General features: G+C 31.3%; 20 protein-coding genes. 14 read left to right on the top strand and 6 right to left on the bottom strand.

Going from position 1 to position 19428, the window contains the following annotated elements:
* Window positions 1–149 precede the first annotated feature (149 nt).
* The 9 genes from IPK18_02560 (at window position 150) to IPK18_02520 (ending at window position 10129) form a co-directional block, all read left to right on the top strand.
* Complete coding sequence (locus IPK18_02560) at window positions 150–431, top strand: hypothetical protein (GenBank protein ID QQR98433.1); 282 nt, start codon at window positions 150–152, stop codon at window positions 429–431.
* 23 nt (window positions 432–454) lie between these two features.
* Window positions 455–2950, top strand: a complete 2496-nt coding sequence (locus IPK18_02555) for a hypothetical protein (protein ID QQR98432.1) — start codon at window positions 455–457, stop codon at window positions 2948–2950.
* 29 nt (window positions 2951–2979) lie between these two features.
* Window positions 2980–3861, top strand: a complete 882-nt coding sequence (locus IPK18_02550; GenBank protein ID QQR98431.1) for a hypothetical protein — start codon at window positions 2980–2982, stop codon at window positions 3859–3861.
* Window positions 3839–4348, top strand: a complete 510-nt coding sequence (locus IPK18_02545) for a hypothetical protein (GenBank protein QQR98430.1) — start codon at window positions 3839–3841, stop codon at window positions 4346–4348. The genes IPK18_02550 and IPK18_02545 overlap by 23 nt, the downstream gene beginning before the upstream one ends.
* On the top strand, window positions 4326–6305 hold the full coding sequence (locus tag IPK18_02540; protein QQR98429.1) for a hypothetical protein: 1980 nt from the start codon (window positions 4326–4328) through the stop codon (window positions 6303–6305). The genes IPK18_02545 and IPK18_02540 overlap by 23 nt, the downstream gene beginning before the upstream one ends.
* On the top strand, window positions 6292–7521 hold the full coding sequence (locus IPK18_02535) for a T9SS type B sorting domain-containing protein (GenBank protein ID QQR98428.1): 1230 nt from the start codon (window positions 6292–6294) through the stop codon (window positions 7519–7521). Before IPK18_02540 ends, IPK18_02535 begins: the two co-directional genes overlap by 14 nt.
* A gap of 37 nt (window positions 7522–7558) precedes the next feature.
* Window positions 7559–8239, top strand: coding sequence for a PorP/SprF family type IX secretion system membrane protein (locus IPK18_02530; GenBank protein QQR98427.1), 681 nt, complete (start codon window positions 7559–7561; stop codon window positions 8237–8239).
* On the top strand, window positions 8236–9099 hold the full coding sequence (locus tag IPK18_02525; GenBank protein QQR98426.1) for a type IX secretion system membrane protein PorP/SprF: 864 nt from the start codon (window positions 8236–8238) through the stop codon (window positions 9097–9099). The genes IPK18_02530 and IPK18_02525 overlap by 4 nt, the downstream gene beginning before the upstream one ends.
* Window positions 9100–9256: 157 nt before the next feature.
* Window positions 9257–10129, top strand: coding sequence for a hypothetical protein (locus tag IPK18_02520; GenBank protein ID QQR98425.1), 873 nt, complete (start codon window positions 9257–9259; stop codon window positions 10127–10129).
* Here the strand turns inward: IPK18_02520 and IPK18_02515 are convergent.
* Both IPK18_02515 and IPK18_02510 read right to left on the bottom strand, forming a co-directional pair.
* Window positions 10126–11079, bottom strand: a complete 954-nt coding sequence (locus tag IPK18_02515; protein QQR98424.1) for a threonylcarbamoyl-AMP synthase — start codon at window positions 11077–11079, stop codon at window positions 10126–10128. The two genes, IPK18_02520 and IPK18_02515, sit on opposite strands and share 4 nt — an antisense overlap.
* A 3-nt stretch (window positions 11080–11082) precedes the next feature.
* On the bottom strand, window positions 11083–12006 hold the full coding sequence (locus IPK18_02510; protein ID QQR98423.1) for a PDZ domain-containing protein: 924 nt from the start codon (window positions 12004–12006) through the stop codon (window positions 11083–11085).
* Window positions 12007–12091: 85 nt separating this feature from the next.
* Here IPK18_02510 and IPK18_02505 point away from each other — a divergent pair, with 85 nt between their 5' ends.
* The 5 genes from IPK18_02505 to IPK18_02485 all read left to right on the top strand — a co-directional run bounded on the left by IPK18_02505 (window position 12092) and on the right by IPK18_02485 (window position 16263).
* On the top strand, window positions 12092–12700 hold the full coding sequence (locus IPK18_02505; protein QQR98422.1) for an START domain-containing protein: 609 nt from the start codon (window positions 12092–12094) through the stop codon (window positions 12698–12700).
* A 104-nt stretch (window positions 12701–12804) separates the two neighbouring features.
* Window positions 12805–13797, top strand: coding sequence for a sodium:calcium antiporter (locus IPK18_02500; GenBank protein ID QQR98421.1), 993 nt, complete (start codon window positions 12805–12807; stop codon window positions 13795–13797).
* A 77-nt stretch (window positions 13798–13874) separates the two neighbouring features.
* Complete coding sequence (locus tag IPK18_02495) at window positions 13875–14756, top strand: DUF4349 domain-containing protein (protein QQR98420.1); 882 nt, start codon at window positions 13875–13877, stop codon at window positions 14754–14756.
* A gap of 59 nt (window positions 14757–14815) precedes the next feature.
* A complete protein-coding gene (locus IPK18_02490; protein ID QQR98419.1) occupies window positions 14816–15802 on the top strand; it encodes a hypothetical protein in 987 nt (328 codons plus the stop codon).
* Window positions 15803–15810: 8 nt separating this feature from the next.
* On the top strand, window positions 15811–16263 hold the full coding sequence (locus IPK18_02485) for a heme-binding domain-containing protein (GenBank protein ID QQR98418.1): 453 nt from the start codon (window positions 15811–15813) through the stop codon (window positions 16261–16263).
* A gap of 15 nt (window positions 16264–16278) precedes the next feature.
* Here the strand turns inward: IPK18_02485 and IPK18_02480 are convergent, their stop codons facing one another.
* Genes IPK18_02480 through IPK18_02465 form a run of 4 tightly spaced genes read right to left on the bottom strand, consistent with a single transcriptional unit; the run spans window position 16279 to window position 19420 of the window.
* Window positions 16279–17400, bottom strand: coding sequence for a tetratricopeptide repeat protein (locus tag IPK18_02480; protein QQR98417.1), 1122 nt, complete (start codon window positions 17398–17400; stop codon window positions 16279–16281).
* Window positions 17397–18143 (bottom strand): hypothetical protein, encoded by a 747-nt coding sequence (locus IPK18_02475; GenBank protein ID QQR98416.1) that lies wholly within the window; start codon window positions 18141–18143, stop codon window positions 17397–17399. The genes IPK18_02480 and IPK18_02475 overlap by 4 nt, the downstream gene beginning before the upstream one ends.
* Before the next feature lie 28 nt (window positions 18144–18171).
* Window positions 18172–18732 (bottom strand): alpha-galactosidase, encoded by a 561-nt coding sequence (locus IPK18_02470; protein QQR98415.1) that lies wholly within the window; start codon window positions 18730–18732, stop codon window positions 18172–18174.
* Window positions 18656–19420, bottom strand: coding sequence for a hypothetical protein (locus tag IPK18_02465; protein QQR98414.1), 765 nt, complete (start codon window positions 19418–19420; stop codon window positions 18656–18658). The genes IPK18_02470 and IPK18_02465 overlap by 77 nt, the downstream gene beginning before the upstream one ends.
* Window positions 19421–19428 lie beyond the last annotated feature (8 nt).

Here is a 19428-nt window from a genome sequence, read left to right as displayed (position 1 = left end):
TGCACATTAATTTGTGGATAACCACCTAGTTTTTGTTCATATCTTTATAAAATTAAATTTACATTTCTTAACAATTTTCGCAATATTTGCATAATATTAAGTTAATCTATATTGTGCTTAATACTATTATAACGTAAAAAATTGATTATATGATACGTCAAACAAAAACAAAATTATTAAAAATCTTTAGCATGATGCTAGCATTATTATTGCTACAACAAGCACATGCCCAAACCATTAACCTAGAAGTAAAAGTGGTAGAGTTTTATATGGAAGGTGTTGGAAACTCCAATTGTGGCAATAACGATGGTTGTGTACTCGGTATTGGTTGTTCTCAACCAGATCCAAGAATATTTTTTCGTGTAAAACATAGCGGAACAGGTACTTGGTCACAAACGTATTCTAACCTTACACCAATTGTAGATAGCTAAATGATGTAGCTTGTGGTACACCTATGGCACCACTTACAGGGGGATTAGGAGCACCAAATTACATTGCCAATAATATTGCATTTGGTTCTACTATTGATTTATCAATGAGAGGCTATGAAGAAGATGATGTTTTTTTAGGTATAGATGGTGACGATGCTACTTGCGGTGATGGTGATGGTGATGGTAATGCTTTTGATCCATCAACTCTTAGTGGAACAAATACTGTTACATCTATAGTTCCATGTGAGTTTTCATCAAACCAAGTAACATTTAGAGAATGTTCTGGTGATGCTACAACGGAAAGATTTTTAACAAGATGGCAATGGAAATGGTCTTGGAATGCAAATTCAATTACGGATGCCAATAGTGGAGGTGCTATTGCCTTATCAACAGCGTCAGATGCAACAATATGTGCTGGTGGCAATCCTGCTGTAATTAATAGCACAGTTAATCCTAGAGACCCAATTCCAAGTACAGCTGTAATTGAAAATATTCAATGGCAATCAGCTCAAGGGCCATTATTTATTTGGGGAGATATTGGCGGTGCAGGTGGACTTACATACGATCCTGGAGTATTACTCACACCAGGCACTTATAGATTTAGAAGAAAAATAGAATTCTGTACTGGTGATTTATTAGGTGCAGCAATTAATAAGGAAATTTTCTCAAATGTTATTCAGATAGATGTAGTGGCAGATCCAAATCCACCAAGTGCAAGCAAATCGCCAAATTCTGCAAGTGTATGTTTAGGTACAAATTTAACTTTAACTACACCACAATATGGCACTAACCCAGGAAAATCTTGTCCTTTTGAATATCAATACAGTACAAATGGAGGAGGAACATGGTTGCCTGCAATTCCTCAAACTACAATTCCTGCTATAACTTCTACAGGTACAGATAATAGAATTAGACTAAGAGTTCAAGCATGTACAAATGGTTGCGATGCAAGTGCTTGGACACAATATATATGGACTGTAATTTCAGATACAGCAGCACCAACAATAAATGGTGATTTAGATGTTTGTACTGGAAGCCAAACTACTTTAACCGCAAATGCTCCAGTTGCTTCAACTATCAGATGGTTTTCTGATGCAGCATTAACAAATTTAGTTAATACAGGCGTTACTTATTCTCCTACCATTAATTCAGATACGTCTTTTTGGGTTAATCAACAAATAGATGGTTGTATTAGTAGAGCTACAAGAGTAAATCTTACAGCCTTACCTGCACCAGCTGCGCCAATAATCACTGCAGACGATCAAAGTATATGTGCTGGTCAAAGTACAATGTTAAACTCTAATGTACTTTCTACAGTTTTCTATAGAGATGATTCTAGAACTAGCAGATTAGGTAGTGGAACATCTGTTTCTACAGGAAACTTAGCATTTACAACTACATTTTATGCAGCTGATACATCTAGTGCTTCATGCCCAGGTATTTTAGCAGCAATTACAATAGATGTCGCTCCAGCACCAGATGTAGCAAATGTATTAGACGAAACAATCTGCGCAGGTGATTCAATTTTATTGTCTGGTGGTACAGCAACTACAGAATGGTACTTAGATGCAGCACTAACAGATACATTACATATTGGTTCTACATACCAAACAACAGCATTAACAACAACTACTAAATATTATTTACAAGTTCCAAGTAGTTGTGGTACAGCATATGATTCAGTTACTGTTAATGTAAATCCAATTCCACCAGCACCAGAAGCAAGTGATGTGGAAGTTTGTAATGGATTAAGTTCAAGTATTTCTTTAGATAATACAGAGCCAGGAGCAATCGTAACTTGGTATGATGATGCAGCTTTAGAAAATGCAGTTCAAGTTGGTTCAGTATTAATTACACCAATTTTAACAGAAGATAAAACATATTATGTTACTCAAACTGTTCTAGGCTGTGTAAGTCCAGCTAGTTCTTTTAATGTAACAATTATTCCTTCAAGTAGTGCCCCAGTAATAAGTGCAGATCCAGCAGCTATTTGTTTTGGAGATGCATCAACACTGACATCAAATAGTGAAGCGACAATATGGTATAGTGATGCAGGACAAACTAGGATAGGTACAGGCGGAAGTATAGATGTAATGCCAACAAATACAACAACATATTATGCACAAGATACCGCAATAGGTTGTAGTGCCTTATCAAGTGTTACAGTAAAAATATCAGAAATATTACCAGCACCAGAGGTTGAAAATGTTACAGTATGTAAAGGTGGAGATGTAAGCATAACAGGAGGCAACTCAGGAACAGTATGGTATAGTGATGCGGGAATAACACAAGTAGGAACAGGAGCTACATTGACATTGACCAATGTACAAGCTACAGCAACATATTATGCAAGAAATGAAGGAAGCACATGTCAAAGTGAACTTGATGATTTTGTAGTAAATGTTACAACAGTAGCAACACCATCAGCAAGTGGGACTACAGTATGTAGCGGTCAAAGTGCAAGTATTACAGCAACAGGAATAGCAAATGCGACTTTTTTACATGGTATAATGATGTAGCATTAGAGAATTCGATTCAAGAAGGAGCAATGTTAAATACACCAGTATTAACAAGCAATACCACATATTATGTTACACAAACAGTAGACGGATGTGAGAGTGATGCAACAGAAGTTGTAATAACAGTAACACCAAGTGGTAATGCACCAATAGTAAGTGCAGATCCAACAGTTATCTGTAATGAAGATGCAGCAACATTAACATCTAACAGTGAAGCGACAATATGGTATAGCGATGCAGGACAAACGAGAATAGGTACAGGCGGAAGTATAGACGTAATGCCAACAAGTACAACAACATATTATGCACAAGATACAACAATTGGCTGTAGCGCATTATCAAGTGTAACAGTACAAGTATCAAATGTATTACCTACACCAGAGATTGAAAATGTTACAGTATGTAAAGGTGGAGATCTAAGCATAACAGGAGGCAACTCAGGAACAGTATGGTATAGTGATGCGGGAATAACACAAGTAGGAACAGGAGCTACATTGACATTGACCAATGTACAAGCTACAGCAACATATTATGCAAGAAATGAAGGAAGCACATGTCAAAGTGAACTTGATGATTTTGTAGTAAATGTTACAACAGTAGCAACACCATCAGCAAGTGGGACTACAGTATGTAGCGGTCAAAGTGCAAGTATTACAGCAACAGGAATAGCAAATGCAGCTTTTACATGGTATAATGATGTAGCATTAGAGAATTCGATTCAAGAAGGAGCAATGTTAAATACACCAGTATTAACAAGCAATACCACATATTATGTTACACAAACAGTAGACGGATGTGAGAGTGATGCAACAGAAGTTGTAATAACAGTAACACCAAGTGGTAATGCACCAATAGTAAGTGCAGATCCAACAGTTATCTGTAATGAAGATGCAAAGAACATTAACATCTAACAGTGAAGCGACAATATGGTATAGCGATGCAGGACAAACGAGAATAGGTACAGGCGGAAGTATAGACGTAATGCCAACAAGTACAACAACATATTATGCACAAGATACAACAATTGGCTGTAGCGCATTATCAAGTGTAACAGTACAAGTATCAAATGTATTACCTACACCAGAGATTGAAAATGTTACAGTATGTAAAAATGGAGATGTAACGATAACAGGAGGCAACTCAGGAACAGTATGGTATAGTGATGCGGGAATAACACAAGTAGGAACAGGAGCTACATTGACATTGACCAATGTACAAGCAACTGCAACATATTACGCAAGAAATGAAGGAAGCACATGTCAAAGTGAACTTGATGATTTTGTAGTAAATGTTACAACAGTAGCAACACCATCAGCAAGTGGAACTACAGTATGTAGCGGTCAAAGTGCAAGTATTACAGCAACAGGAATAGCAAATGCAGCTTTTTACATGGTATAATGATGCAGTGTTAGAAAATGCAATACAAGAAGGAGCAATGTTAAATACACCAGTATTAACAAGCAATGCCACATATTATGTTACACAAACAGTAGACGGATGTGAGAGTGATGCAACTACTGTATTAATAAGCGTTATAACTCCAGCTTCTGCACCAATATTAACTGCAGATCCAACTGAAATATGCACTGGTCAAACATCAGAGCTAACTTCAAGTGCTGGAGCAAATACAGTATGGTATAGTGATGCAGGAATAACACAAGTAGGAACAGGAGCAACATTCACTACTCCAGAAATATTATCAACAACTACTTTCTATGCAAGAGATGAAACAAATTCAAATTGTCCAAGCTTATTTGGTTCAGTTACAATAAATGTTACAGAAAATGTAGATGCACCAATAGTACAAGGAACTTCTATATGTTCTGGAACTAGTGTAATATTAACAGGAGGAAATTCAAATACAGTTTGGTACGATAATCCAGCATTATATATTCCTGCATTAACAACAGGAACTACATATACAACACCAATATTAAATACGAATACAACTTATTATTTAAGAAATGAAAATGGAGATTGTGTTAGTGATGTTATTGAAGTATTAGTAACAGTATTGCCAACACCAGTAGCACCCCAAATCACAGGGAATCAACCAGTATGTGAAGGAGAAAGTATTACTTTAACTGCAAATTGTGGTGGAAACGAAGCTAGATGGTATAATTCTAATGATGAATTAGTATCAATAGGAGTGAGTCTAGTATTGAATAATCCAATTGATGGTGCATCATATTATGCTACATGTAAAAATGGTGATTGTGAAAGTACAGCATCAAGACCTGTTACAATTGAAGTATATGAAAAACCACAACTAGTTGATTACTTAGGACAATTTTTCTATCCAGCATGTCCAGGTGAAGAAACAGAAGCATATTTTGATGTAAGTAACTTATCAGATGATGAAGTAGTATATGTTTATTCAGATATAAATATGACTGATGCAAGTTATATTGATTTTGCAGATAATATATTTGATTTTGCAGTAATTGATGATTACTTATTATATCAAAGTAGAACTTTCTATTATGAAGTAGTTAATTTAGAGACAGGTTGTAATAGTGAGGTTGGATCATTCTTTATTGAAGTAGTACAGCCAACTCAAGTAGTCACAGCTGAAGCAGACCCAACATGTGTAGGCGAACCAGTTACTGTAAGAATAGCAAATTATGATTTCATAGGTAATGTAGTAATATACGATTATGATGGAAGAAATGTTGGAGAGGCAACAATAAATGATATTTCAGGCGTTACTGAGGTAGAAATACCAGCACTTGGTAATTCTGGATATTATAATTACTACATTATTGAATATGGAGATATTTTTTGTACTAGTATTCCTGCTACATTTATTGTAAATGTACTTCCAGCTGCAGCTGATGTAACAACTATTAATGATACAATTTGTGTTGGTGAAGTGGCAACATTAACTGCTACATCAAATGATCCAATAACTTGGTATTCAGATGCAACTTTATTAAATGCAGTAGGTACAGGAAATACATTAGTAATTCCAGGATTAACAACAACGAAAAATTATTACGCTGTATCTTCTAATGGTACATGTAAAAGTTCTTCAGAAATGGCAACTGTAGTGGTTAATCCATTACCAGCAAAACCAGTTGTAAATTCAAATTCACCAGTTTGTGAAGGTGCTAGTATTAATTTAACAACTACGGCTACAGGAAATGTTACTTATAATTGGACTGGACCAAACGGTTACACATCTAATGTTCAGAACCCACAAATAGCATCTGCTGTAAAAGCTACTCATCAAGGTATATATACATTAACAATAACAGATAATGTTACAGGCTGTACCTCAATGTCTAGTAGTGTACAAGTTGATATAAATCCAGGTATCCAAGCACCGACTGCAAGTAATAATGGTAGTTTGTGAAGGTACAAATGCAGTAGTTAGTGCAAGCACAGTAGCTGGAGCTATCTATGCTTGGTCTGGACCAAATGGATTTACATCATCATTACAAACAAATAACATTACAAATATAACAACTGCAGCAGCAGGAGATTATAGTGTAAGTATTTATAAAGATGGATGTTGGTCGTCAACTGCAACAACTACATTAGTTGTAAATGCAAAACCAGTAGTATCTGTAGATGATAATTCACCATTATGTGAACATCAAACATTAAATATTACATCGAGTACAACGTCAACAGTTCAAACATATGTATGGACAGGACCAAATGGATATACAAATAATACATCATCTGTAACGATACAAGATGTAAATGAAGCAGATAACCAAGGCGCTTATACATTAACAATTACAGACAATAATGGATGTAAGTCAGATGTTACTTCTGTTTGGGTAGTAGTAAATAAATATCCAGATAATATTATCTCTCTTAATAATGGTCCAAAATGTGAAGGCAATGATATTCAATTAGATGCTACTAATGTATTTGGAGCATCATATTCTTGGACTGGACCAAACGGATTTACTTCAAATGTTAGAAATCCAGTTATAGAAAATGTAACAACTGCAAACTCAGGTGCATATACATTAGTAGTTACATTAGATGGTTCTGGTGATAATGATTGTAATTCAGCACCAGTTTCTACAGAAGTTGTAGTGTATGCAAATCCAGTAGCAGATGCAGGACAAGACGATACGACTTATCAAGACAAACCATTGGTATTAAATGGTTCAGGAGGTGCAACTTATTTATGGTCAACAGGAGAATATCTAAGTACAACAAATATTCCAAATCCAGTATTTATTTCGAGTGCTGTTGGTAATGTAACTAAAACATTGACTGTTTGGGATGCTGCAACAGGTTGTTCAGATGACGATGATGTTGTAATTACTGTTTTAGCTAACACATCTAACTTAGGTATTCCTGATTTAATTACACCAAATGGTGATGGAATTAATGATGTATGGTATATCAAATATCTTGAGAATTTAGATGAAACTTATGTGATTAATGTATATGCAAGAGGTGGTGCTTTAGTGATGTCTACTTCTAATTATGGTCAAAACTGGACAGGTACATACAAAGATAAACAGTTGCCTGATGGGGCATATTGGTATGCAATAGAATTATCAAGTGGTATAGTTTATAAAGGTACTTTAACGATTAAAAGATAAGCATTACAAAAATTAATAAAATAGAAAATAACATATCATGAAATCAATAAAATATCTTATAGCACTTTTGGCACTGAATATTGTAAGTCAATTTGCAGATGCACAACAGTTACCAGTTTATAATAATTATACAGTAAATCCTTTTTTATATAATCCAGCTCGTGCAGACGATAATGAAAATGGCGGTGTTATTAACCTAGGCTTTAGAAAACAATGGGATAGAATACCTTATGGTCCAATTACAGGAAATGCAACTTGGGATTCAAGAATAAAAGATGGTAATATGGCTTTAGGTTTAACTTTAACTCATGACAGAGTGAATAACTTAATCATGAATACAATGGCTGGAGTTGCATATAACTATAGATTACCATTTAAAAAAGACAAGACTCATAGTTTAAACATTGGTATTCAAGCAGGTATTATTTCTCAGAAATTTAACTTTTTAGATGCAACTACTACAGATGCAATTTCAATAGATCCAGCTTTAGTTGGAGTAAATTCTAGAACTACGAATTTTGACTTAACATTAGGTATCAATTATCATTGGAAAGGTTTAAACGTAGGCTTCTCTGTACCACAGGTTTTAAATGGTAAAGCTAAATTTAGAAGTAATGGTGCAGATGGCGATGTGCCTAAATTTCATTATGAAAGAGAATATATAGTACATGCAAGTTATGAAGCAAGATTTGGTGGGAAAGATAAAAAACATGGATGATCACACCATCAGTTTTGTTTAGAAAATATAAAACTATTGACCCACAAATCGATATCAATTTAATGATGGCATATAAACAATTAATTTGGTTAGGTGGTGGTTATAGAACTGGTGGTAGTGTTGGTGGTTTCTTTAAGCCAAATGCTGCTGGGTTCCATGTAACTGCTGGAGTTGGAATTAAAGAAAGAGCAAATATTTTCTACACTTTCGAAATGCCAATGAAAGATGTTAGAAGCAATTTTGGATACACACATGAAGTTACTTTACAGTTTAACTTGTTTAGAAAAGTGGATAAAAACGAGTACGATAAAAACAAACAAAAAACTGATGATGAGTTAGCTAAAGTAAATCAAAAAGCTGATGAAGCTGGAGCAAAAGCAAATGAAGTTGCACAAAAAGTTGATGAATTAGGTAATAAAATAAACAAAGTTGATCAGGCTACTAAAGAAGCGTTTGAGAAATTAAATTCAAATGAGAAAGATATTCAGAAAATAAGTGAAAGATTAGACAATATTGTGTTCAAAAAATTTGGTTCTATCTATTATGAATATGACAAAGATATTTTAACTGATGAAGCTAAAGCAAGCTTAGATGCATTTAAAGCAAAATTAGCAGATATGAAAGGTAACTACTTTATCTATTTAGCAGGAAATGCTTCTGCTGAAGGTAATACAGAGTATAACCAAGCATTATCTGCAAAAAGATGTGATGCTATCAAAAAATATTTAGAAGGTGTTGGAATCTCTCAAAGAATTTTATTATTACCATATGGTGAAAACAGCTGGGTAACTGATAGCCAAAATGCAGAAGCTGATAGAGCAAAAAATAGAAGAGTTGATATTTATTTATCAGGTGAATAATATTATTTTGTGTAATAATTATTAAACGCTAGAAATTTTAATGCCTTCCATTTTGGAAGGCATTTTTTGTAAATAAATAAAATTTAAAGGATTTCGTTTATCAAATTAAATAGAAAATATTATGAAATACAGTTCACTTTTTTGCATATTGTTGTTATTGCTTTTTAGCAACAATTCTGATATTAATTCTAAACTAGATATCTTAACAGCAATTCAGCAAGCTAAGGTAAATGTTAGTACAACTGGAAATGATAAGAGTACGCATTATCATGAGCCAATGGAAATGACAATCCAAAACAATACATTTAATGCACTAAACGTATCCATACCTGCAGGTACTTTATTTTATCCAAAAGATCAAGCAGAACAAACTTTAATTGCTGTAGAAGATATTTATGCTAAGCTTTTGCCAAAAGAATCAAAATCTATCTTACTAAAAGCTATGTGTACAGAACCTTGGGACAGAGCAGGAAGTGATGCATCTATTTACACTGCAAAAAAGAATAATAATGATACTTTGGTGAAACTAGCAAATTACATTTCTAAACAAAAGTATTTTACATCTTGTGGGCAAGGCGCTGTTTGGACATTAGTAAAACGAAATTCCTTATCTAATGTTTATGGTGCTGATACTATTGAACAAAAAAATCTAAGAAAATTTTTGGCAGATAATGCTGGATTAAAAATTAATAGTATGGAAGAATTAAATGATTATAGATATAATTATTATGTTCCGCCAACGCCAAAAGAAACGCTAAGTGGTTATTTTCAATTTGGTATGCAATCGCCACATCATATTCAAGTTGCTATGTTTGATACAACTGGAATTTTAGTCAGAGAATTATTTAATCAAACTAATTTTCTTCCAAAAAAGAATGAGAAAATTGCTTATAAATTTGACTTTGAAGTGTACACACACGATAAATATTTTGTAAAATTAATTATAGATAATGAAGTTGTGATGAATAGAACAGTTGATGCAAAATCTGTTAGAGATAAATTTAAAAAGGCTGTTGAAGATAGAAATTAAACCGTACAAGCTCGTTTTAATCTGTCGTTAATTGCCTTGCCAAGTCCAATATTTGGTACATAATCTGCAATGATAACATCTACATCACTTTCGTCTAAAATTCTCATATAATCGAATAGATTTGTAGCTGCTTCATTGAAATTGCCATTTTTAGATAAGTTTAATTCAAATTCTATATTGTTATATATTTTATTATTAAAATTTAATAGTCCAATTTTTTTATCAGTTTGTAGTTTGATTAAATCGTCAATATTTCCTACATAAAATGCTTTCTTTGGTGCATAATGACTTTTAATTTGTCCAGGTGCAATTGGATTGGATGAATAATTAATATTGTATTCAATTGTGCCAATTTCTTTTTCCAATTCATCGATAGAAAGTCCACCCAATCTGTGTACTGTAATCTGGTTATTTTCTATTCCAACTATAGTAGATTCAATACCTATATCACATTTGCCTCCATCTAAAATATAAGGTATTTTATTGCCTAATTGTTTTTCTACATGGTACGCAGTTGTTGGACTAATATATCCAAATGGATTTGCACTTGGTGCTGCCAATGGAAACGAAAGTGATTGTAATAATTTTATGGTTAATGGATGGTTTGGTACGCGAAAGGCCACTCTTTCTAATCCAGCACAAACTAATGATGGAATTAAATTATTTTTTGGTAGTAAAATAGTAAATGCACCAGGCATAAATTTATTAGCAAGATTTCTCAAATCTGTTGGGAAATCTATAACGTACTTTTGTATATCATCAATAGAAGCGCAATGTACAATAAGCGGATCAAAAGTTGGTCTGTTTTTTATTTCAAAGATTTTTGCAACAGCATTTTTGTCAAGTGCATTTGCAGCTAATCCATATACTGTTTCTGTTGGAATACCTATTGCTTCTCCTTTTTCTAAATAAGATTTAGCTTCATTGATATCAACCGAAATAGTTGCCAATTATTATTGTATTAGAATTTTTTTAGCAATTCTTTTTTCATTTTGAATAACTTGGATAAGGTATGTTCCTCTTGCTAAAGTTCTAAAATCATATTGTTTAAGATACATTCCTTCAAAAGTTCCAACATATTCTTGAATGACTTTTTTTCCTGTTACATCAAAAATATTTACATTAAAAGGTGAGTAGTCTGAAGATTCTAATTTTATAGTAAATTGCCCATTATTTGGATTTGGGAAAATAGAGAATGTTTCTAAACTCAATTCTTTTAAAGGTTCAACTTTAATTGATTTATCACTGTCATTTTCAATTAATGTTTTGATATATGTGATGTAGTCAATCTTTACATTTCTTCTTGCTTGGTCTTGTTTGATTCTTGTTATTGCATACAATTTATCATTCAAATCTAAAAAACATTGTGGAAGTTCTGATTCTTTGTATACTTCATTTACATACCATTTATCTAAAAGACAATTGCTTCTCTTTTTTTCAATTGAAATAGCTTGGTCGTTTTTGTCTAAAACAATATTTGTGCTATCATCTTCAAAAAACCAGTGCTGCTCGTCTTTAATTTGAGTTTTGTGTAGCTGATAAGTTTTAGTGTCTTTTTGATAGCCTAGATTTAAATCCACTGACAAAATTTCACTATTCCTGATAATATTAAGTTTTACAGCATCGCCCCAAGATGATTTTTTAAGCAAATCAACTAAGGTGTTTTTGTTATTGATATTTTTTTGGTTGAATTCTGTAATAATATCATTTTCTTTTAATCCAGCTAGTTTTGCAGCACCATCATCTAAAATATTAATAATTCTAGCGCCTAATATATTATCTTGGTCATAGTCTCTAATAACGACACCTAGATATCCTTGTGCATTTGCAGATATTACAGTTAATGTTAAAAATAAAATTTGTAGTAGTCTTATCATTCAATCTTTTTTCTATACAAAAATATCTAAAAAATTTAACTTTTTATACATTTATTAATGGCACGAAGTTTGTAATTTTGTATTCATGAAAAGAGTAGTTTTGATTTTAACATTAATGATGTCAACTTACATTATATCTAGTGCACAAAATAATTGGGAATTGGAGAAAGAAAAAGATGGCATTAAAGTTTGGACAAAGAAAAGAGAAGGATCAAAATTAAAAGAATACAAAGGTGTAACAATAGTACAAACTTCAGTAGATAAATTATTGGCTGTATTTAAAAATGTAAAAGCACACGAAAAATTATTTTATAAGTGTAAAAAAGGCTCTGTATCATTAGTTAAAAAAAGTAATGATGATGATTTTTATACATACATGGTTTTTGAAGCACCATTAGTAAAAAACAGAGATGCAATTACACATTTTAAATTTAGTCCACCAAGTCCAGATGGTTCAGTTACAATATATTTAGAAGCGGCACCAACTTTAGTACCATACAAACCAGATTTTGTAAGAGTACCAGAAATGAAAGGATATTGGAAATTTGCACCAAAATCTAATGGAACAGTAGAAGTTACTCACCAAGCATATAGTTCTCCTGGTGGTGGATTGCCAGAAAGTATGGCAAATATTGCATCTGTTGATGCGCCTTTTACAATGTTGAGTGCACTTAAATCTTTATTAGGAAATTAATCTAATATTATTCCTAACTAAATTATTAACTATGTGGCATATGCTACTATAGTTTAAATAAAATTTTAAAACTATTATTTGATTTACTTATCTTTGGAATGTTTATGTTCTTTAAGCACCAAACATTAGTATTAAATATTCCATTGTTACTTATAGGCTTCTTTTTATTAAATAGAGGCGCAGGTATGTTGATTGATGGTGCATCATCAATTGCAAGAAGACTAAAAGTACCAGAATCTGCTATTGGATTTACAATTGTAGCATTTGGCACAACACTTCCAAAAGTATTTACAAATATTATTGCAGCAATGAATGGCTATAACGATTTGCTTGTAGGCAATATCATTGGTTCTAATTTAGTGAACTTATTAGGAATTGTAAGTTTTGTTGGATTTTCTAGAGTAATAAGAGTGAATAGGTATACTTTGCTTATTGGAATTCCATTTTCTATACTAAGTATTGTCTTGGTATATATATTAAGTAATAATGCAGTTAATTTAGTATCATATGATAACGCATATATTCTTTCAAAAATAGATGGAATTATTATGCTAGTTTTCTTTATTATTTTTATGACTTATGGCTATTTTAATGCAAAGAAGAATCACAATATTTGGTTTAGAGGCGATACAAGTGAAATTCAATACTACAATATATTTTTTTCTATAATACTTTTTATAGTAGGAATACTTGCATTATATGCTGGCGCAATTCTGTGTGTAGATAATCTGATAGATTTGTCAAGAAAATATGATATCTCACAACGATTTTTAGGTCAATTTGTGCTTTCTGTTGGTGGTTCTATTGTGATGTTTTGGTGGACAAAAAACTTTAAAACCAATCAAACTAAATTTGAATTTAGTACCTTATTAGGCACCAATATTTTATACGTATTGGCAATATTTGGTATCTGTGCCATAATACAACCAATAGTATTTAATCCAAAATTTAATTTCGATTTATTTTTAGTAATCATAACTAATGTAATATTGATGTTTCTTTTTGCACTTGGCAGAAAACTATCTTTAAATAAATGGAAATGTCAAATTTTATTCATTCTATTTCTTGCCTATGTTATTTATCTATTTGTTAGATAATTAATATTATTTAACAATATTTACTTAAATAATTTTTTGTTTTTAACGCTATTTATATAACCAATCAAATTAGCAAAATGAAAAAATACTATTTATTTTTTATAATTATATTTATTAATATAATTATAATAACAGGATGTAAGTCATCGAAAGAAAAAGAAGTGACCTTAGAAATTACGGATGTAAGCATTCCAGAAACAGTTGAAGAAGTTGTCGAAGAAGTTGTAGATGCTACTGTTGAAGCACCACCCAATTCCAAACAAAGCAGTGATGTTTCCGAATCTAGTCAAGAAAATACAATTTCAACTGAACGCAAATTAATAAAAGAAGCAGATTTAGTTTGGGAAGCTAATAACATCAACAAGACACATCAAAGTATTATTCAACTATCAAAAAAGTTTGATGCTTATATTGCTGATGACAATCAATACAAAGATGATTATACAATTTCTAATAAGATGACTGTAAAAGTTCCAGCAAAAGATTTTGATGCTTTCATAAACTCATTATCGAATGATGTAAATAAATTTGATAGAAAAAGCATTAAAGTTTTGGATGTAACTGAAGAATATGTTGATGTTGCAACAAGAATTAAAACTAAAAAAGAATTAGAACAAAGATATATTGAGATTCTAAAGCATGCAAGAAATGTTGAGGAAATATTGAATGTTGAAGCTCAACTCAATCAAGTAAGATTAGAAATTGAAATTGCCGAAGGTAGAATGAAAATGCTCAACCATCAAACTACATTATCTACAATAAATATTGAATTTTATGAAACAACATCTGCGCCAGTTGGCTTCTTTGGTAAGCTAGGAAAAAGCTTTGTTGAAGGTTGGAATGGAATATTGTATTTTATTTTGGGCATGGTACGATTGTGGCCATTATGCTTGTTTATTTTTGCACTAATTTATTTAATTATAAAAAGACGCAGATTAAAAATTAACCAAAGAAAATAAATTCTATCTTTAATGTATATTCAAAAAAATAACTTAACTTGTAAAGAAAATAAATTTTAATGAAAGCAGATATAAAAAAAATATATGATGCTCATGTAGCATTTGAATTAGAGCAATTTGATGGTAAAAATTTAAAATCAAATATTAAAGAAGAAGTAGATGCAGCTTGGAAATGGATGGAAAGTACAACGCTGAATGATATTTCTTCAGCAGAAAAAGTAAAAGATTTTTTAGAAAGAAATTTAAAAGATAGAACACTTACCAAACACCAAAGAGAATATTTAATTGACCTTGGAGAAGCCATACATCAATTGGCATTAAAGAGCAAACACAACTTGTCTGATTTTATTACAAAAGAAACTTATTTTAAAGTTGCAGACTACATTATCGAACAGAAAGAAGTAAGAGAAGATATTATTGAAAAAATAGTTAGAAATCCATTTTATGGCGAAATGCTAGCTGATACATTGTATGATGGTATCAAATCATTTATGGCTGAAAGTGGACCAACAAATGAAACTGTTGGTGGTTCTATTTTTAATCTAGGTAAAAGCTTAGTAGGTGCTGCACTTTCAGGCGTGCAAGACAATATCGACAAAAATATCAAAAAATTTATCTCTACTAATTTATCCAAAGCATTAGAAGATAGTGAAGAGAATTTGAAAGAAAGATTGAGTGATGCTAAACTGAAAATGATAGCAAAAAATATTTGGAACAAAGCCGAAGATATTAAAATAAAAGACTTAGCAAAAAATGTAAAAACATCACATATTGTAAGAATAGTAGAAGGTGGCGAAAACGTAGCAAAAGATTTGATTGCAGCAGATGCTGTAAAAGAATTAACACATTTTATTATTGATCATTTCTTTGAGTATGATGGAAAAAAATCTATTGCAGATATTTTGGAAGATAATGGCATAGACAAAAAAGTAATTCTTAAAGAAGCAGAAGAATCAGTTGTGCCAATTATTGTATCAATGCAAAAATCAGGATTTTTGAAAGAAAGAATAGAACATAGATTGTCTAGATTTTATAATACATTATAATATTAAATATGAAAAAGAAAATATTAATAATTTTAGCAATAGTTTTGCTTGCAATACAATTTGTAAGACCACAAAAAAATATAAACACAGAACAAACAAATATTAACCAAATTCCAGATAATGTTTTAAAAGACTTGAAAGTTGCGTGCTACGATTGTCATAGCAATAACACAATCTATCCATGGTACAGCAATATTCAACCAGTAGCTTGGTGGCTCAACAAACATATTGAAAATGGTAAAAGACATCTAAATTTCGATGAAACATTATCTAAAAAAGATTATGAAGAAATTATAGAAGTTATCGAAGAGAATGAGATGCCTTTGTTTTCTTATACAATTATTCATAGAGATGCAAAGCTAAGTGATACACAGAAAAAATCTATTACCGATTGGGCAACTCAAGCAAAAATAAATGCACCAGAAGGAGCACAGCACGAACATTCAGAACGCGAACATTAAGCTAAAAAAAATAATTTATTTCTTTCCATATTTTATTAAAGTAGCAAGTTCTGTAAACGTTGCTTCATTTTGATATTTCTTAAAGACTTCATTTTTATTAAAGTCTACCAAGAAACTATTTTTCAAAAATAATTTTTGCTTATTAGCCAATTTTAGATAAGACAAGCATTCATTCAAATTATCTTGATACGCAGCATTCTGTGCTAAATAGTAATATGCTTTGCCTTTTAAGTTCTGTTCTTTATCAATGATAATTGTTTGTTTAAAATCTGCTTCAGCATCAACATATTGTTTATTATTCATTAAGCAAACACCACGCTCAAAATAAAAATCAGCATAATAATTTTTTAGCTCAATGGCTTTATTATAAGCGACAATTGCCTCATTTGTTTTGCCAACTTTAGCATAAATTAGCCCAGAAATCCGATAAGAAAATGCATCGTTTGGTGATAAATCTAAAGTTCTATTGATGTCAAAAAATGCTTCTGTATATTTTTCTAAATAATATCTAACATAAGCCAAATTTCTATATGCTAATGGATTGTTATTATCATAATAAATAGATTTAACGAAATCAGCTTCAGCATTGAGCAAGTCTTGTTTGGTAGCTTCAGCAATATCTTGATGGCTATAAGTTGCAGAACCACGATTGTTGTAAGCAATAGCAAACGTACTATCCAAACTTATTGCTGTAGAAAAATCTTTTCTGGCAGATAAAAAATTATCTAAATTATAGTAGCTCATGCCACGATTATTAAATGCTTCTGCATTTTTATCATTTATTTCAATTGCCTTGTTGAGGTAGTGTATTGCCTTTTGATATTCACCTCTAGTATTGTATAAATGACCTAATGCATTATAAGCTTTGTCCATTTTATTATTTAGCTTTAGTGCTTCTTCCAAGTTTCCTTGTGCAAACAAACCTTCATTGAGTTGAATATAGGTAATGCCACGCCAATAAAAACCTTCTGCATCTTTACTAAATTCTTTAGTGTATTTTGAAAATTGCTCTAAAGCTTTATTGTAATTTCTTTGTTGATAATACATTTTTCCTAATTGCAAAAATGCATGTTCTTCAGCATGTGTAGTTGTAAATATTAGTGTAAAGAATATTAATATGTATAATTTATTTATCAATTAGGAGAAATTTTATAAGTAATATAATCATCATCTTCAGTTTTTTCTTCAATTTTTGAGTTGCTACTAATTTCTATATCATAGTTTTTTGGAACTCTATACCAAACAGTTATTGGATTAATAACAGATTTATTCCATTCTATCTCTAAAATATTATTGCTAATATAAATCTGCTCAATTTCTGTGCCACTAAAAATATGTCCTTTGCTACCCAACAATGCAAATGGCGTTGAGCTAATTTTTAGTAAGCATAAAGCACTTCTTTTTTTTACAGTAATGTTTTTATTGCCTTTGTAATATTTTTGAGTTCTATTGTCATAAAACAAAGAATTAGATAGTTTATATATTTTATCAGCGTTTGTCAAATTAAACAATGCCAAATAGTAATTGTCTTTGATGCTAAAATTTACTTGAAAAAAATCTTTTTCTTGTTGTACAATAATATTGTTTTTGCGCACCAACGGAAAAATAGATTGATACAAAAATAGTTTTTCAGCATTATAAGTACTTATATCATCAGAGTTAAACAACAAATCACCAAATAATACATTGGCTAATAATAAACAATATTGCTCATCATCATTTAGCTTATTATTCTCTTTTCTTAAAATAAATACATCAGGATCATTAATAAATCCAACTTTATTCAAATGTCTTCTGGATATAGTATTTTGAATGGCATTGTAAGTACTCAAACGTTCTCTTGCACCAAGATGTTTGAGTAATTTAAATTCCCAATTCAAATGTATATCTGGCCCAATTCTACAGTAATCAGTGTTGTGTGCGTGACGAGAAAGTGGAACGTCTGACCAAGAATTTTTTGTCGCCAACACAAGCTCTTAAAAATTCCATCATCAAATGCATCACTTCACTTCTCGATTTTCCATGTTGTGGAATTGATGCAGCACCATACATAAAATCTACTTTTACCAAATCAAAATTCCATTCTTCTAAAATTGTTGCCAATACTTTTTGTATATAATTTTTCACATCAGCATTAAAAAAATCTAAAGCATAAAACCAACCACTCCACAATGGATTATAACCAATTTTTACAAGTTTACCATGCTCATCTTTTAATATCCATTCTTGTTTTTCTTTATAGATAAATGAGTTTTTTTCGCATGCAAAAGGTGCTAACCACAAACCAGCCAAAATGTTTTTTGCTTTAATTGTATCAGCTAAAAACTTCATGCCATTAGTAAATTTTGGTTTCACATTCAGCCAATCGCCAACTGCATTTTGCCAACCATCATCAATCTGAAATATTTCTATCGGAATATTTTTTATCAGTAAAATTATGTAAGTTTTTGAGAATGATTTTTTCGTCAATTTTAGTATAATAATTGTACCAACTAGTCCAGCCAATTGCAGGCAATGCTTTTGTGTTTTCTTTTGTATTATGCAATTGAAGTTGCTCAAATGCAAATGCTTCACGGTCTTCAATTATTATTAAATCTAAGATATTTGTCTTACTGTCAATCTGCATTCCAGCACAATCTTTTTGTACAATAAGTTGATTGTGCTTGTACGAATGGTAGAAACAAGTATAAGCTTTAGATTCATCTAATGATGCTAATAATTGTATTTTATTTTTTTCTAGTTTAATATAAGTGTACGACCAACTATGTACATCACCAGATTTTTTAGTATAGTTTGCAAAATTATAATCACCATAAGTATAAGCAATACCTTTCAAAAACTTGCGTGCAGGCAATACCGTGTCATCTTTATAAAATATTTTACTTTCTGTCCACGATTGAAAACCATTACAATAAACACCAAAAGTATCAGCGTAGTTAAGCTCAGTAAGAATTTCAAAATTAATTAAGGTAATAGTATGTTTTGGATTAATAATAGATTTGTAAATATTGTTGTTACTTGCCTCATCTTGTTCTACTAAAAACTCAATACTTAAATCTTCATTAATAAATGTGTCAAATTTGCTATGCTCAATATGCTTAGATGCACCATTAATGGTATAGCTTAACTTAAACTTCTTGAATTTTAAGACATTCATTTATTTTG

The sequence above is a fragment of the Sphingobacteriales bacterium genome (assembly GCA_016699615.1).
GTDB lineage: Bacteria > Bacteroidota > Bacteroidia > Chitinophagales > JADIYW01 > JADJSS01.
The sequence above is the reverse complement of the archived record's forward strand: the minus strand, read 5'-3'. Positions and strand labels throughout refer to the sequence as shown.